This window comes from Afipia dichlorophenoxyacetatis (assembly GCF_055386385.1).
In genome coordinates, this window is record NZ_AP029250.1 from 4,385,949 (window position 1) to 4,402,296 (window position 16,348).

General features: G+C 58.5%; 15 protein-coding genes. 5 read left to right on the plus strand and 10 right to left on the minus strand.

Annotated elements, in window-relative coordinates; genetic code table 11:
• Positions 1-57 precede the first annotated feature (57 nt).
• The 3 genes from ACZ5C3_RS20530 to purQ all read right to left on the minus strand — a co-directional run bounded on the left by ACZ5C3_RS20530 (position 58) and on the right by purQ (position 3,488).
• Positions 58-1,665, minus strand: coding sequence for an ABC transporter substrate-binding protein (locus ACZ5C3_RS20530; protein WP_464032559.1), 1,608 nt, complete (start codon positions 1,663-1,665; stop codon positions 58-60).
• A 287-nt stretch (positions 1,666-1,952) separates the two neighbouring features.
• Entirely contained in the window at positions 1,953-2,690 is a 738-nt protein-coding gene (locus ACZ5C3_RS20535) for a hypothetical protein (protein ID WP_464032560.1), read from the minus strand.
• A gap of 96 nt (positions 2,691-2,786) precedes the next feature.
• Positions 2,787-3,488, minus strand: a complete 702-nt coding sequence (purQ, locus tag ACZ5C3_RS20540; protein WP_464032562.1) for a phosphoribosylformylglycinamidine synthase subunit PurQ — start codon at positions 3,486-3,488, stop codon at positions 2,787-2,789.
• Positions 3,489-3,630: 142 nt separating this feature from the next.
• Here purQ and ACZ5C3_RS20545 point away from each other — a divergent pair, with 142 nt between their 5' ends.
• The gene (locus tag ACZ5C3_RS20545; protein WP_464032564.1) at positions 3,631-4,662 is read left to right on the plus strand and encodes a fumarylacetoacetate hydrolase family protein; all 1,032 of its coding nucleotides are present in this window, start codon (positions 3,631-3,633) and stop codon (positions 4,660-4,662) included.
• Between the two features lie 63 nt (positions 4,663-4,725).
• On the opposite strand, the gene purS is transcribed toward ACZ5C3_RS20545, so the two are convergent.
• Complete coding sequence (gene purS, locus ACZ5C3_RS20550; RefSeq protein WP_464032565.1) at positions 4,726-4,965, minus strand: phosphoribosylformylglycinamidine synthase subunit PurS; 240 nt, start codon at positions 4,963-4,965, stop codon at positions 4,726-4,728.
• A gap of 3 nt (positions 4,966-4,968) precedes the next feature.
• Positions 4,969-5,736, minus strand: coding sequence for a phosphoribosylaminoimidazolesuccinocarboxamide synthase (purC, locus tag ACZ5C3_RS20555; RefSeq protein WP_424627293.1), 768 nt, complete (start codon positions 5,734-5,736; stop codon positions 4,969-4,971).
• Positions 5,737-6,026: 290 nt separating this feature from the next.
• Here purC and ACZ5C3_RS20560 point away from each other — a divergent pair, with 290 nt between their 5' ends.
• The gene (locus ACZ5C3_RS20560) at positions 6,027-6,344 is read left to right on the plus strand and encodes a DUF1476 domain-containing protein (RefSeq protein ID WP_464032567.1); all 318 of its coding nucleotides are present in this window, start codon (positions 6,027-6,029) and stop codon (positions 6,342-6,344) included.
• Positions 6,345-6,411: 67 nt separating this feature from the next.
• Here the strand turns inward: ACZ5C3_RS20560 and cynS are convergent, their stop codons facing one another.
• From cynS to ACZ5C3_RS20575, 3 genes are all read right to left on the minus strand, one after another.
• Positions 6,412-6,894: a cyanase gene (gene cynS, locus ACZ5C3_RS20565; RefSeq protein WP_464032568.1), complete on the minus strand. Its 483-nt coding sequence runs from the start codon at positions 6,892-6,894 to the stop codon at positions 6,412-6,414.
• Positions 6,895-7,112: 218 nt separating this feature from the next.
• Complete coding sequence (locus tag ACZ5C3_RS20570) at positions 7,113-7,604, minus strand: GlcG/HbpS family heme-binding protein (RefSeq protein ID WP_464032570.1); 492 nt, start codon at positions 7,602-7,604, stop codon at positions 7,113-7,115.
• 208 nt (positions 7,605-7,812) lie between these two features.
• Positions 7,813-9,021, minus strand: a complete 1,209-nt coding sequence (locus ACZ5C3_RS20575) for a TrmJ/YjtD family RNA methyltransferase (RefSeq protein ID WP_464032572.1) — start codon at positions 9,019-9,021, stop codon at positions 7,813-7,815.
• Between the two features lie 53 nt (positions 9,022-9,074).
• On the opposite strand from ACZ5C3_RS20575, the gene ACZ5C3_RS20580 reads away from it, so the two are divergent.
• The gene (locus tag ACZ5C3_RS20580; RefSeq protein WP_464032574.1) at positions 9,075-9,449 is read left to right on the plus strand and encodes a hypothetical protein; all 375 of its coding nucleotides are present in this window, start codon (positions 9,075-9,077) and stop codon (positions 9,447-9,449) included.
• Positions 9,450-9,506: 57 nt separating this feature from the next.
• Positions 9,507-10,721 (plus strand): NADP-dependent isocitrate dehydrogenase, encoded by a 1,215-nt coding sequence (locus ACZ5C3_RS20585; protein ID WP_464032575.1) that lies wholly within the window; start codon positions 9,507-9,509, stop codon positions 10,719-10,721.
• Between the two features lie 118 nt (positions 10,722-10,839).
• Here ACZ5C3_RS20585 and ybaL read toward each other — a convergent pair whose 3' ends face one another.
• Complete coding sequence (gene ybaL / locus ACZ5C3_RS20590; protein WP_464032576.1) at positions 10,840-12,513, minus strand: YbaL family putative K(+) efflux transporter; 1,674 nt, start codon at positions 12,511-12,513, stop codon at positions 10,840-10,842.
• 148 nt (positions 12,514-12,661) lie between these two features.
• On the opposite strand from ybaL, the gene ACZ5C3_RS20595 reads away from it, so the two are divergent.
• On the plus strand, positions 12,662-13,639 hold the full coding sequence (locus ACZ5C3_RS20595; protein WP_464032577.1) for a glycerophosphodiester phosphodiesterase family protein: 978 nt from the start codon (positions 12,662-12,664) through the stop codon (positions 13,637-13,639).
• A gap of 10 nt (positions 13,640-13,649) precedes the next feature.
• Here the strand turns inward: ACZ5C3_RS20595 and alaS are convergent, their stop codons facing one another.
• Positions 13,650-16,307: an alanine--tRNA ligase gene (gene alaS / locus ACZ5C3_RS20600; protein ID WP_464044242.1), complete on the minus strand. Its 2,658-nt coding sequence runs from the start codon at positions 16,305-16,307 to the stop codon at positions 13,650-13,652.
• Positions 16,308-16,348: the final 41 nt, after the last annotated feature.

Here is a 16,348-nt window from a genome sequence, read left to right on the forward strand (position 1 = left end):
GGGACCATTACGCGCGTGAAGACACGTGGATCAGAACCCGCCAGCCCGGCGGAATGATCACTGCATACTGACCAACGTCATATCCAGGAACCACGATTGCGGTGAGATGAATCCTTTGACCTTGGTGCTCATCGCCCGCGGATTGAGATCGTGGACGATAAAGAGCCAGGGCGGATTGTCGACCAGACGCTCGTGTGCCTTGCGGGTGGCCGCGGAGATCACTGCGGGATCGGTGGCCTCCCCCAGCGTCTTCAGAGCGCTTTCGAACTCGTCATCCTTCCATTGTTCGAAATTGAAGCCATTCGGCGAGAAATAAGCGACCGAAAAATAACGCGCCATGAGACTGACGTCGGATGATGGTGAACTGATATTGAGTGCCATCGCACCTTTCAGGCTTGGACTATCCGGCGTCGCACGGGCATTCGTCAGCAGGACCTGCCATTCGACCACGTCGAACTCGACATTGACGCCACATGCTTCCTTGAGATTTTGCTGAAGAAACTCGTTCATCGGTAACGGCAACATCTGCCCCGATCCAGAGCTTGAGATCTGTACCTTGAACGATAGTGGCTTGGCGGCAGTGTAACCGGCCTCTGCGAGCAACGCCTTGCCCTTAGCCGGATCGAATTTGTAGCGATTGACGGGGTTTCCGAAATTAGGGTCGCTGGTCTTGAGCCAGCCGGCTGACGGTTCGGCGTTGCCGCCGACCAGCGAGATCAATCCTTCTCGGTCAACGCAGTAGTTGAGCGCCTGACGAACCTTGACGTCCTTAAACGGGCTGTTGGTCGCGCCGATGTTGTAGAACCACGGCCAGACATGGGGATAGGAGCCAGTGGTGATGTTGAAGCCCGCCGCTTTCAGCGACGCGACACCGTCCGGCGGCGGCACTTCGATCCAATCAACCTGCCCCGAGCGCAGCGCGGCCAGCCGCGCATTAGCCTCGGGGATCGGCATCAGCACCACTTTGTCGACCTTGGCTTTCTTGGACGCATCCCAGTAGCCATCGAAACGCGCGAGCTCGACACGTTCACGCGGCACAAGTTTGGTGATGCGGAACGGACCTGTGCCCGCTGCAGGCAATAACGCAACCTTGCTCCAGTCGTGCCCGGCCTTCTCGAACGACGCCGGCGACGTGAACAACAGATAAGTTGCCATATAAGGAAAATACGATGCCGCGGTGGTCATCGTGATCGAGACGGTATAGTCATCGATCTTCTTGTAGGAGCTCATCATCGGCACGCGTGCCCGTGACATTGCCGAACTCGCTGCCTCGAATTGAGGACTGTCGTTCTTGAAGAAGCGATCGAGATTCCAGATCACGGCGTCGGCGTTGAAGTCAGTACCGTCGTGAAATTTCACGCCATGACGCAGATGGAAGACCCAGGTTTTGTTATCGTCGGGTGCCTGCTCCCACTTTTCCGCAAGGCCAGGACGAAGACCCGCCAGTTGGTCGGTCTTGGTCAAATCCCACAACACGAGTCCTTCAAAGATCGGATAGCCGAGGAAGCGCAAGCCCTCGAACCCGTTATTCGGAAGGCCGGTCGCGGTAGGAATGTCGGCCGCCGTCATACCGATCCGCAAAGTGGTCTCGGCCATCACGGGCTTGGCTGAAAGACCGAGAGCGGCTGCGAAGGCTAAAGCGTAACAAACTGAAAATTTGGACATGTGATCTCCTGCAGCGCGCGACTGGATAGCTTCACGCAACGGGCTGCAGGAATTGACGGAGCAAGTTTCAGGCCAGCGCGGCACGAAGCCGGACCACCGGAGATGCTGAAATTTTGGGCCGCCTCAATGTCTTCGGAGATAAAAGAACAGCAATTGAAGCGTTCGGGCGCTCTCGATGCACGGATCGTGACACCCTGCCCGCGACAGCTCGGACAAAATTCCTTTCTGCACCGCAGACGATTGCAGCGACGTGCCCTGAATTCAGGCAGGTTGCGATCGTGGACGTGTCACGCAGCCAGATATTTTTCCGCAATCGAAAGCCAATCTTTTTGCTTATCGCGGAGGTATTTCGGTGCCCGGTTCATTTGAATCAGCAACTCGGTAAACACCACCTTGGCTTCTGTCTTAAGGCCTTGTTGATCGAGCAGCAGACCATAGCGAACCCGAGCCTCCGCGCCGGGATAGTAGTGAGACAGTGCTTCGAACTCTTCCAGGGCTTCATTGATGCGCCCGCCCTCGGTCAATGCGCGAGCGTACAACAAATGACCTTCGGCGGATTCGAAATCGGGCCATCTGCTGCGTAGGGCATCAAGCGTTGCGATCACGTCCGCATATTGACGCAAGCCGAACTCTGCCTTCGCTTCTCCGAGCGCATAAGCCGGATCGTCTCCAGACTGCAGTGTCAGGATGTGGGCATAATGCTGCCTTGCCTCTTCGAAGCGGGCCACCTCAAGGCATTCGGCGGCAAGGGCCGCTCGATTGGCAACCGTATCGGCAATTTGGAGTTGATCGCACAGTGCCCGATATTGCTTTTCCGGATCGAGCTTGTTGGCAATTCGCTGCCGCGCCCGCTTTGCATCCGGGCTGCTAAAGATCTCCGGAATGAGTTCGACGACAATGTAGGCAAGACCGCCGATGCCAGGAGCCATCAGGATGATAAAGGCCCAGGGCCGCGCACGCCCGGCCCTGCACGCGTGATACACCAGGGTGATATCAAGCAGAACAATGATCAGCGCGAGCGGCATCCTCAATCCCCGAGGTTCAATTTCCTTTTTGTCGCACCGCTGAAGCGGTGCGTTCGGGGATTATGAGAGAAATTTTGTCAGCTGTTCCGCGGTCGATCAGGCGGCGCGCTTCAAATGCTCGGCGAGACCGGCGAACAGCCCGCGGCCGTCGGTGCATCCCATGATGTCTTCAACATGGTTCTCGGGATGCGGCATCATCCCGAGCACATTGCCCTTCTCACTGACGATGCCTGCGATCGATGCGGCTGCGCCATTGATGTTGTGCGTGTCGCCGACTTCACCGTTGGGCGAGCAGTAACGATAGAGCACGCGCCCATCGCCTTCCAGCCGACGAACGGTTTCTTCGTCAGCGGCATAATTTCCTTCGCCATGCGCCACCGGCACGCGGATCACCTGCCCCGCGTTATAGCCGCGCGTAAACGGCGTATCGGAGCGCTCGACGCGAAGATGCACATCGCGGCAGATGAACTTGAGCTGCGCGTTACGCATCAGCACACCGGGCAACAACCCGGTCTCACACAGGATCTGAAAGCCATTGCAAACGCCGAGCACAAGACCGCCAGCAGCGGCATGAGCCCGCACCGCGTCCATGATCGGCGCGCGCGCGGCAATCGCCCCACAGCGCAGATAGTCCCCGTAGGAAAATCCGCCCGGGACGACGACCAGATCCGTCCCCTTCGGAAGGGAGGTCTCGGCGTGCCACACCATCGCGGCATCGTTGCCGGAGGCCAGTTTCAACGCCCGCGCCATGTCGCGTTCGCGGTTGATGCCTGGGAATACGAGAATGGCTGATTTCATCGAGGTTCCGATCAATAAAGCGCGCGAGCGTCACGCCTTCTCCGCATGACTTACCCATTTGAGGGGCCATTTTCCAGTGTTAGCTTGGCCTTTCAGCACTGCAAAATCGTGCTGACCAACAAAAAACAGGGATGGAAGAACAATGGATAATGACCGCCGCAAATTCCTGAAGTCCTCTGCCGCAGGCGTGGTCGCAGGTGGCCTGCTCTCTACCAGTGCCGGCGAGGCCTTCGCTCAGGCCAAAAGCGCCGCCCCGGCGCCCGGCCAGCCGCCCAAGCTCGAAACGACAAAGAACATGACCTTGGCGATGCTGCAGACCCCGATGGGGCTGGCGCTCGGCGTGCGCACCGACAAGGGCATCGTGAATGTGTCGGCAGCCGAACAGGTCTTCAAGCTTGGCGCACCGCTCTCCACCGATCAAGTGATCAGCGGCGAGTACAATGCCGCCGCGCTGAAGTCGACCATCGACAAGGCGAAAGCAGCTGGCGACAAATATTTGGTCGCGGAAAAATCAGCCAAATTCGCTCCCTGCGTCACGGAGCCCAGCAAGATTATCTGCGTCGGCCTGAACTACAGAGCCCATGCGGCGGAAGCCAACGAGACGCTCCCAAAGGAGCCGATCCTGTTCAACAAATACAACTCCACCCTCAACCATCACGGCGGCACGATCTCCGTCTCAAAAGAGCCCGGCAAGAATTTTGACTATGAGACCGAGCTGGTAACCGTGATCGGCAAGACGGCCCGTAACGTCAGTGAAGCCGATGCGCTCAACTACGTGTTCGGTTACTGCACGGGTCAGGACTTCTCCGAACGCGATCAACAATTACGTTCGGGCCAGTGGATGCTTGGCAAGACCGGCGACGGCTGGGGGCCAATCGGTCCATGGTTGGTGACCGGCGATCAGGTTGATCCGGAAAACCTCAACCTGAAGACCCTGGTCAACGGCGAGCAGCGCCAGTCCACCAACACCAAGAACATGATCTTCAACGTCAAGCAGCTCGTCAGCTATGCCTCGCGCTACATGACGCTCGAGCCTGGCGACCTGATTTTCACCGGCACACCCGAAGGCGTGATCCTCGGTTACCCGCCTGAGAAACGCGTGTGGCTCAAGGCAGGCGACAAGATCGTCTCCAGCATCGACAAACTCGGTGACCTTGAATTCACCCTGACCTGAGAGACCATCCAAAACAAAACCACCGGCCGTGAGGCCGGTGGTTTTCATTGAATTCACAGAAAATCAGACGATCTCGACGCGATAGTTCTCGATCACTGTATTCGCCAGCAGCTTATCGGCTGCAGCCTTAAGCGCCTCTTCAGCCTTCGCCTTGTCGGCAACGGCCAACTCGATGTCGAACACCTTGCCCTGACGAACGCTGGCAACACCGTCGACGCCAAGGGATTTCAAAGCGCCTTCAATAGCTTTGCCCTGGGGATCGAGAATGCCGTTCTTCAGCGTAACGGTAACACGTGCTTTCATCGATCAGCTCTTCACAAGCACTGGACCGGAGCCAGCCGGACGCTCGTTTTCGATCAGGATGCCGAGGCGCTTCGCGACTTCGGTGTAAGCTTCGAGCAGACCACCGAGATCGCGGCGGAAGCGATCCTTGTCGAGCTTCTCGTTTGACTTGATGTCCCACAGCCGGCACGAGTCGGGTGAGATTTCGTCGGCGACGATGATGCGCATCATGTCGTTTTCGAACAGGCGTCCGCATTCCATCTTGAAGTCCACAAGACGGATGCCGATGCCGAGAAACAGTCCGGTCAGGAAGTCGTTGACGCGGATGGCGAGCGCCATCATGTCGTCGATCTCCTGCGGCGTGGCCCAGCCGAATGCTGTGATGTGCTCTTCCGAGACCATCGGATCGCCGAGCTGATCGTTCTTGTAATAGAACTCGATGATCGAGCGTGGCAGCTGCGTGCCTTCCTCGATTCCAAGACGCTGCGACAGCGAGCCTGCGGCGACGTTGCGCACGACGACCTCGAGCGGCACGATCTCGACTTCGCGGATCAACTGCTCGCGCATATTGAGACGCTTGATGAAGTGCGTCGGTACGCCAATGTCGTTCAGATGCTGGAAGACGTATTCCGAAATCCGGTTGTTGAGGACGCCTTTGCCCTCGATCACCTGGTGTTTCTTGGCATTGAACGCGGTGGCGTCGTCCTTGAAATGTTGAATCAGGGTGCCGGGTTCGGGACCTTCATAGAGGACCTTGCCCTTGCCTTCGTAAATCCGACGCCGACGGCTCATAGGGATGTACCGTGTGTTGTTGAAATCCATGGATTGGGGTGCTCCGGGTGATTACGCGACCCGCGGCGGAGCTGCCACGAAGCCCAGAATCGCGAAACAAACCGCGAACCAGACTCCAAGGCAACCTAACCTATTGATCTGACCGATACAACGTAATGACAGGGGTTTTACCGGCCTCTTTGGTCCCACCTGCGACCTCTCGTCCGTTGCCTCCGGGGTCCCGCGAACGGTATCCAAAAGCCTCGCGCAACCAGACCCGGCGGCGCAAATTCAGCTGATGGAACAGATATATGTCCAGTTTCGACAAGCGCCAGGAAGGCTTCGAAAAGAAGTTCGCCCTCGACGAGGAACAGAAGTTCAAGGCGGAAGCCCGCCGGAACAGGCTTTTGGGCCTTTGGGCCGCCGAAAAATTGGGCAAAACCGGCGATGACGCCGCTGCTTATGCCAAAGAAGTGGTGTCTGCCGACTTCGAAGAGGCCGGCGATGGCGACGTCCTTCGCAAGGTTGCGAAGGACCTCGCTGACAAAGGGGTCACCGAAGCCGAAATTCGCCAGAAAATGGATGAACTGGTCGCGGTCGCGGTCGCCCAGGTCAAAGCGGGCCAGTAACGGTCTCAGACCTCAAACTGAATTCTGACCGGCCCGCGAGATCATCCTCGCGGGCCTATCTTTTCGATCAACCTTCCTTGAACCCGTATTCAGGCACGTTGCCCGTGGCGCCGTAATACTTGTACGGCAGGAACTTGCCCGACATGGTGATCTTGACGCGATCGCCCTTCGGATTGGGCAAGCGCTCCATCACCATGTCGAAATCGATCGCGGACATGATGCCGTCGCCATACTCTTCCTCGATCAGCGCCTTCCACGCCGGACCATTCACCATCACCAGTTCGTAGAAGCGATAGATCAGCGGGTCGGTTGGCGGCATTGGCATTCCGCGCATCGGCGTTTCGTTGAGCATGGCAATTTCGGATTTCGACAGCCCGAACAGCTCGCCAGCGTTGGCCGCCTGCGGCTTGGTGAGCTTCATCTGACCGAGGATCGCGCCGACGACGAGAACCTCCGAATAGCCGCCGATCTGCTCGCAGATGTATTTCCACGTCCATCCCTTGTCGCGCTTGATATCGAGCAGCTTCTCGGTGAGATCGGATCGTTTCATGACTTTCTCCTAAATGAGTTGAATCGCTCAGAAGATCATCAGCAACAGCCATGCCAACCGTCATCGAAGGAAAAACGCCGGGTTTCCCACGCATGGTGCCGCAAAAGCTTGCAGCGAACGCCACGAAATTGCGCAAACAAAATTATATTCAAAGAAAACGGCGAGCGTGACATGCACATCACGCTCGCCGGATACACTAAGCTTGTCGCTCGATCCAATTATTTCAGCGAGTCAGCAACCTTGGCGATGCCGGCAAGAACGCAAACTTCGTCCTTCTCACCACCGGGTGCGCCGGATGCTCCAACCGCGCCGATGACCTCGTTGCCAACCTTGATCGGAGCACCGCCACCGACAGCAACCACGCCTGGAATCTGACGCAGGTAGGCACTTTCAGGATTAGACGTCAGCTTCATGAATTCCTGCGACGTCTGGCCTCGGGTACGCGAGGTGTAGGCCTTCAGGCGGCTGAATTCCATGGTATGAGGATTGGTACCGTCGCCACGGATCTGGGCTGCAACGTTACCCGCCTTGTCGATGACCGTGACCGAGACCTTGTAGCCATCCTTCGCGCACTGCTCGAGAGTGCCCTGGATGATGGCCATCGCCATGCCCATCGATACGTTTTTCTCGGTAAGCGGTGCCTGCGCATAGGCAGAACCGCAGGCGAAAACCGAAACAGAGGCAAGCAACGCAAGACCTGTGAAACGCATAGATAAACCTCCCCTATATGTTTGTTTTGAAACAACCCTTCCTAGCGCACTTTAATCCACGCGATGGGGAATAATTGTCGGGAGGTATGTTGCGGCCGCGAAGCGACGGGCGTCACTTCAAGGTAATCTGAAACCTCATCGATCCGGTGATTACGGAGTAGCCTTCAGCTTGAGGAAAACCGGTCACTGAAATAGAGACACCGCGCGATCAAGCGCCGCTAACTGACGACCTCTGAATTGCACTCACGATCTGAACGAGCACCGCTTCCACATCCTTTTCGATCTGGTCGGATAACAGATCCACGACGTAATAGCCGCGCTGAGCAAGCCATTCGCGGCGAGACGCTCGATCGCGCAAAACCGTCTCATTCTCGCCCGGATGCACGATCTCGATGGCGACGCGTCGCGTAAACGATACAAAATCCGGGATATGCTTTCCCACCGGTGTTTGCCGCTTGAATTGCGCTGCAAAGCGGCGATCGGTGGTCAGAGCCTGCCACAGGATGCGCTCGGCATCGGTCGGATTGCGTCGCAGCAGCCGCGCTAACCCTCGCACGGTGCCGCTCTCGGACGATGATCGCGCCTCACTGTGTTCGGCAAGTAACGCGCGCAGCCGCGTCGCATCACTGCCATCGAGGACACCGCCCTTCGCGGGGCCCTTGCGGCCCTCGGCAATCGCCATGACGACGCCGTGCAGCGTGTGCATGTCCTGCTTGCTCGGCTCCATCCGGGTGAAGATGTTGCGCAAATTCACCAGCATTACCTCGCGCTTTTCTGGCGGACGGAGGAATTCGACCTTGTCGAGTTCGCTGACCAGATTGTCGAAGAAGCTCTGCATCTGATTGTTGGAAGCTCGTTCCGAGCGCTCCGGCATATCGAACGGCAGCTCATTCGCGGTCGCGAGCTTGAACCACTCATAGCCCATCAGCAACACGGCCTGGGCGAGGTTCAGCGAGGCGAAGCCCGGGTTGACCGGAAAGGTGATGATGCGGTTGGCAAGCGCGACTTCTTCATTCATCAGCCCCCAGCGTTCCCGCCCGAACAGGATCGCGGTTGTCCCCTCGGCTGCCGTCTCTTGCGCGATCTGTTGTGCGGCCTCCTCGGGACCAACCACCGGCTTGGCCTGATCATGCGCCCGCGCCGTGGTCGCAAACAGCAGCGAGCAATCGGCGACTGCCGCTTCAACGGTATCGAACAGTTCCACGCCGTTGAGAATATGATCCGCCCCAGCCGCTGCGCGCTGGGCTGCCATGTTCGGCCAACCGTCGCGGGGATTGACGATGCGCAACCGCGTCAACCCGAAATTGCCCATGGCGCGGGCGCACATGCCGATGTTCTCGCCGAGCTGTGGCTCCACCAGAACCACGATAGGTCCAGTCAATTCCCTGCCGGCTTTGGTCTTGTCCGTACCGGACATGGGCTCACTTTCCGATTCGATAACTGAATGCGCTGATTCAGACTGCAAACGTCTTGAATCAAGTCCTGAAGAGCTTGATTCAACGACCTACGATTTTGATTCAAGCACTGAAGAATTTGATTCAGGATGTGAATTCTTTGAATCAACATCTGAAGACATCGATTCAAGCGCCTGAAATTTCGCATATAAATCAACCAGATAGAGACTTCACTTCAATCTGGTGCAAAATCCGAGGCTTGCTGAAGGCGGTCACCCTCGAAGATCGTTCGGCGCCCCGCGCGAGGGCGACAAAGCCAGACTTCGGCCCCGTCCGTCAAGATGCTCCGGTCACCCGACGCCGCTGGGTGAGAGCGGTTCTGATCGATCCTCAAAAATGGGCAGCCGTGATGCTTTCGCTGACTTTCGCCGCCTTCTTCGCGGTGCTATAGCCGCCCGCGTAAACCATTCCTGTTGCCTAAACTTCCCTCAAAAAGGCCCGATCCCACATGGCAAAAATCAAGGTGACCAACCCTGTCGTCGACCTCGACGGCGACGAGATGACCCGGATCATCTGGCAGTACATCAAGGACAAATTGATCCATCCGTTTCTTGATATCGACCTGATGTATTTCGACCTCGGGATGGAGCACCGCGACAAGACCAACGATCAGGTCACCATCGACGCGGCTACCGCCATCAAGAAGCACGGCGTCGGCGTCAAGTGCGCGACCATCACTCCCGACGAAGCGCGCGTGAAGGAATTCAACCTCAAGGAAATGTGGAAGTCGCCGAACGGCACCATCCGCAACATCCTCGGCGGCGTCGTGTTCCGCGAGCCGATCATCTGCAAGAACGTGCCACGCCTCGTTCCGGGCTGGACCAAGCCGATCATCATCGGCCGCCATGCTTTCGGCGATCAGTACCGCGCCACGGATTTCAAGTTCCCGACCGCCGGCACCATCAGCATCAAGTTCGTCGGCGATGACGGCAAGGTCATCGAGCGCGAAGTGTTCAAGGCCCCCGGCCCTGGCGTCACCCTCGGCATGTTCAACCTGGATGAATCGATCCGCGACTTCGCCCGCGCTTCGATGAACCTCGGCCTCGCCCGCGGCTATCCGGTCTACCTGTCGACCAAGAACACGATCCTCAAGCAGTACGACGGCCGCTTCAAGGACATCTTCCAGGAAGTGTTCGACACCGAGTTCAAGAAGGACTTCGACGCCAAGGGCATCACCTACGAGCACCGCCTGATCGACGACATGGTCGCCGCAGCGATGAAGTGGTCCGGTGGTTACGTCTGGGCCTGTAAGAACTACGACGGTGACGTGCAGTCCGACACCGTTGCCCAGGGCTACGGCTCCCTCGGCCTGATGACCTCGGTCCTGCTGACGCCAGATGGCAAGACGATGGAAGCTGAAGCTGCGCACGGCACCGTGACCCGCCACTTCCGCGAGCACCAGAAGGGCAAGGAGACCTCGACCAACTCCATCGCCTCGATCTTCGCCTGGACCCGTGGCCTCGGCCATCGCGCCAAGCTCGACAACAATGCCGAATTGGCAAAGTTCGCCAATACGCTTGAGAAGGTTTGTGTCGAGACCGTCGAAGCCGGCTACATGACCAAGGATCTCGCGCTGCTCGTCGGCGCCGATCAGCGTTGGCTTTCCACCACGGGCTTCCTCGACAAGGTCGCGGAGAACCTGACCAAGGCGATGGCGGCTTAAGCCCTTATCGACAAAGACAACGAAACGAAAAGGCGCGGAGCAATCCGCGCCTTTTTTGTTTTTTTATTCTGACGCGTTTTCTTCACGCGAACCGGTACCCACTTCGCTCGAAAACGCTCTAGGAGTGCACCGTGCCGATCTGGGCAATCATCGCCTTGGCGATTTCCTGTTCGCCCATGATGACCGAATTCGCGCCATGGTGTTTCAGATGGGCGATTTCCTCCTCGGAATGGGCGCGCGCAATGATCGGCAGGCTGGCGCTCAGCGCACGCGCCTTGGCCACGATCTGCCCGCCTTCGAAGGCATCCGGGATCGCAACCAACAATCCGCGGGCGGCACCGACATTCGCAGCCTGCAACATATCAGGTGCGGCGGCATTGCCGGTAATGACTTCCACACCTTCCTGCCGCAGCCGCTCGACCGCGCCCGGCGTATCCTCGATGACAAGCAGTGGCGTATTGGCTTGCCGCAACGCCTTGCTGACGACGCTGCCAACGCGACCATGCCCAACCAGCACCACGTGATTGGACAGCTGCGACACCGGCAGTGGGACGCGGGGAACAGCCGCCTCCTTCTTTTTCGATGGCTTTGATGTCTCGTCAAAGCCCGCCAGCACGTGATCGAGCATCGCGAAGAATAGCGGGTTCAGCATGATCGAGATGATCGCCCCCGCGAGCACCAGATCGCGCCCACGTTCCGGCAACAAAGCAAGACTGACACCGAGACCGACGAGGATGAAGGAGAACTCGCCGATCTGCGCGAGGCTCGCCGAAATGGTCAACGCGGTTGATGTGGGATAGCCGAACAGCCGCACGATCGCGAAAGCCGCAACGGATTTGCCGAGAATGATGATGAGCACGGTTGCGAGTAACGGTAACGGTTCACGTACCAGGATCGCCGGATCGACCAACATGCCCACCGACACGAAGAACAGCACCGCAAACGCATCGCGCAATGGCAAGGTCTCGTTGGCGGCACGCTGGCTGAGTTCGGACTCGCTCAGGATCATGCCGGCAAAAAACGCGCCCAGCGCGAACGACACATCGAACAGAACCGCCGCACCGAATGCCACACCGAGCGAGATCGCAAACACGGCGAGACGAAACAGCTCCCGTGAACCGGTATGAGCGACATAATGCAGGATCCACGGGATCACGCGGCGCCCGACCACCAGCATGAAGATCACGAAAGCGGCGACCTTGCCGAGCGTGATCGCAATGGGCATCGCCAGCGCAGCAAGGCCTGCACCATTGGTTGCCTCGCCCTTTAGCAGACCGGCCATTGCCGGCAGCAACACCAGTGTCAGGACCATGGCGAGGTCTTCGACGATGAGCCAACCGACCGCAATACGCCCACGCTCGGTGTCGATCAGGCGTCGCTCCTGCAACGCCCGCAACAACACGACTGTACTTGCGACGGACAACGCAAGCCCGAACACCAACCCGCCACCTAGCGGCCAACCGAGTAGCCATGCCAGCGCGATGCCGAGCAGCGTCGCAACCGCAATTTGAACTGTTGCCCCTGGGATTGCGATGCTTCGCACCGAGAGCAAATCTTTCAGGGAGAAATGCAGCCCAACGCCGAACATCAGGAGGATGATCCCGATTTCGGCAAGTTCGTTGGCGATGTTCTGGTCCGCGACGTAACCGGGTGTAAACGGCCCCATTAGGACGCCGGCGACCAGATAACCGACCAGCGGTGATATACGAAAACGCTGCGCCACCGCGCCAAGCACAAAAGCCAGCACGAGGCCAACGACGACCGTGGAGATCAGAGGTGTGTTGTGATTCATACCGCAGTTTGCGGCGCGGATGAACGAGATACCAGCGGGTTCGAGGTGACGCATCGCCGCAGCGCGCGCATGTTCTCGGTAGACTTGTTGTGACCTGCCTCGGTTTGGCCGCACTGGATTGCGCACTGATGTATCAAGGAAACATCGCATGCGACGATTCGGTCTTGGATTTATGATCGGTGCCTTGATCGCAGCTGCGATCTGGCTGAACAACACGTCGCTATGGAGCACGCCCTCTGCGAAGCCGCTGCTGCTTGCCCATCGCGGGCTCGCACAGACCTATGATTCAACTGGATTGACTGCTACGACCTGTACGGCGGCGCGCATTCATCCGCCCGAACACCCTTACATCGAGAATACCATTCCCTCGATGCAGGCTGCCTTCTCGGCCGGCGCGGACATCGTCGAGCTCGATCTTCATCCAACCACCGACGGGCAATTCGCTGTCTTTCATGATTGGACGCTGGACTGCCGCACTGACGGACGCGGCATCACGCGCGAACAGAGCATGGCCGATCTGAAAAAGCTCGATGTCGGCTACGGCTATACATCTGATGGCGGCGAGACATTCCCGTTCCGGGGCGAGGGCATCGGACTGATGCCGACACTTGATGAGGTTCTCGCGCGCTTCCCTGACAAGCGCTTTCTCATTCATGTCAAAAGCAACGACCCGGCCGAAGGTGAAACGCTCGAGAGACGCTTGGCCGCTTTGGCGCCCAATCAGCTCGAAAAGCTCATGGTGTATGGCGGAGATCGTCCAGTTGCAGTGATCCGCGCAAGACTTCCCAAAATTCAGACCATGTCGAAGGCAACACTTAAATCATGCGTCATTCGCTATGGGTTGATCGGCTGGGCCGGGTTCCTGCCGGCTGACTGCAAACACAGTCTCATACTGATGCCGTCCGATTATGCGCACTGGATGTGGGGCTGGCCGAACCTGTTCGTTGCGCGCATGAAGCGCGCGAGCTCCGATGTTTTCATCATGAGCCCGAATGAGGGCGAGCCGTTCTCGCGCGGGATCGACACCCGCGATGATCTTCGAAACGTGCCGAAGCCGTTTTCAGGAGGCATCTGGACCAACCGCATCGACCGGATCGCGCCGCTTCTCGCATCCGAGAAGCAGTAGCCCCCATCGATCAGCCGCCCATTGCGGTCTCGATCGCCTTCAAAGCAGCATCCGCCTTGGTACCATCGGGACCGCCAGCCTGCGCCATGTCAGGCTTTCCGCCACCGCCTTTGCCGCCAAGCACTTCGGATGCCTTGCGCACTAGGTCAACCGCTGAGAAGCGCTGCGTAAGATCCGCCGTCACACCGACGACCACACTCGCTTTGCCGTCCTCGCTCGTCGCAATCAATGCAACGACACCAGAACCGACTTCTTTCTTACCCTGATCGGCAAGACTCTTGAGGTCCTTGATCTCGATGCCCTGCACAGCGCGGCCGAGGAACTTCACATCACCAATGGTGCGGATGTCGGAGCCGGCACTGCCAGCGGACGCGCCGCCACCCATCGCGAGCTTCTTGCGCGCATCCGACAGATCACGCTCGAGCTTCTTGCGCTCCTCGATCAATGCAGCGACGCGCGCCGGCATATCTTCAAGCGTCGTCTTCAATTCGGCCGCGGCTGTCTTCGCAGTCTGAATGCTCGCATTTGCTGTCTGCCGCGCGATCTTGCCGGTCAGCGCTTCGATACGACGAACGCCGGACGCGACCGCGCTCTCACCGGAGATCGAAATCAAACCAATGTCACCTGTACGCTTGACGTGGGTGCCACCGCACAGTTCGACGGACCAACCAAGGGTGTTGCCTGAGCCTTTGCCCATGGACACCACGCGCACTTCGTCGCCGTACTTTTCACCGAATAACGCGCGCGCGCCGGAAGCACGCGCATCGTCCACCGCCATCGAACGTGTGACGACTTCGCCGTTCTCGATAACGATATCGTTGGCGATGTCCTCGATGCGGCGCAGCTCATCCGCGCTGATCGGCTTATTGTGTGCGAAGTCAAACCGCAGACGTTCGGGAGCAACCATCGAGCCACGCTGTGCGATGTGATCGCCAAGCACCTGGCGCAGTGCTTCGTGCAGAAGATGCGTTGCAGAGTGATTGGCGCGGATCGCGGACCGCCGCGCGTGGTCCACTTCAAGCTGCAACGCCATGCCGGGCTTCAGCGTTCCCTGCTCGACCGTGCCGAGATGCACGAACAGGTCGCCGCCCTTCTTCTGCGTATCCGTGACGCGAATGCGCACGCCCTCGCCGGTCAGCACGCCGGTGTCGCCGACCTGACCGCCGGACTCGCCGTAGAAGGGCGTCTGGTTCATCACAACAGCGCCGCTGTCGCCTGTCTTCAGGCTGTCGACTTCCGTACCGTCCTTCACAAGTGCAGTGACAACGCCTTCTGCGATCTCGGTGTCGTAACCGAGAAACTCAGTTGCTCCCAGCTTCTCGCGCAGCGGAAACCAGACCTTCTCGGTCGCAGTGTCGCCTGAGCCTGCCCACGCCGCGCGTGCCTTGGCGCGCTGCTGATCCATCGCATCGGTAAAGGATGCAATATCAACGCTGATGCCACGGTTACGCAGCGCATCCTGTGTCAGGTCGAGCGGAAAACCATAAGTGTCATAGAGCGTGAAGGCCGTTTCGCCGTCGAACATATCGCCCTTTTTCAGCGAACTGCTCTTCTCATCGAGAATCGTGAGGCCACGCTCGAGCGTCTTGCGGAAACGGGTTTCCTCGAGCTTCAGCGTTTCCTCAATGAGGTTCTCAGCGCGGACGAGTTCCGGGTAGGCTTGGCCCATCTCGCGCACCAGCGCCCAGACCAGGCGATACATCAGCGGCTCTTTGGCGCCGAGCAACTGGCCGTGGCGCATGGCACGGCGCATGATCCGGCGCAGCACGTAGCCGCGGCCTTCATTTGATGGCAGCACGCCATCGGAGATCAGGAACGACGATGCACGCAGATGGTCCGCGATCACGCGCAGTGACGCCTTTTGCGGGCCGTGCGGATCAGCGCCTGTCAATTCCGAGATCGCGCGGATGAGTGCGACGAACAGATCGATTTCGTAATTGTCGTGCTTGCCCTGAAGCACAGCGGCGATGCGCTCCAGACCCATGCCGGTGTCGATCGAAGGCTTCGGCAGTGGCACGCGGTTACCCGGCTCGATCTGGTCGAACTGCATGAACACGAGATTCCAGATCTCGATGAAGCGGTCGCCATCCTCATCCGGCGAACCGGGAGGACCACCGGGAATCTTGTCGCCATGGTCGAAGAAGATTTCCGACGACGGCCCGCAGGGGCCGGTATCGCCCATCTGCCAAAAGTTGTCCGAGGTCGCGATGCGGATGATCTTCGATTCAGGCAGGCCCGCGATTTTCTTCCAAAGACCGAATGCCTCGTCGTCTTCGTGATAAACGGTGACGAGCAAGCGGTCCTTCGGCAGGCCGTAGTCCTTGGTGATTAAATTCCAGGCAAGCTCGATGGCGCGCTCCTTGAAATAGTCGCCAAACGAGAAGTTGCCGAGCATCTCAAAGAAGGTGTGGTGGCGGGCGGTGTAACCGACGTTATCGAGATCATTATGCTTGCCGCCGGCCCGGACGCACTTTTGCGAGGTTGTGGCCCGCTGGTAGGGGCGATTCTCAAGCCCGGTGAATACGTTCTTGAATTGCACCATGCCCGCATTGGTGAACATCAATGTCGGGTCATTGCGTGGAACCAGCGGCGACGAAGGCACGATCTCGTGGCCATTCTTCGCAAAATAATTCAAATACGCCGATCTGATCTCGTTAACGCCGCTCATAATCGTCCAATCGCGCCTAAATACCGCCCGCGATCATGACG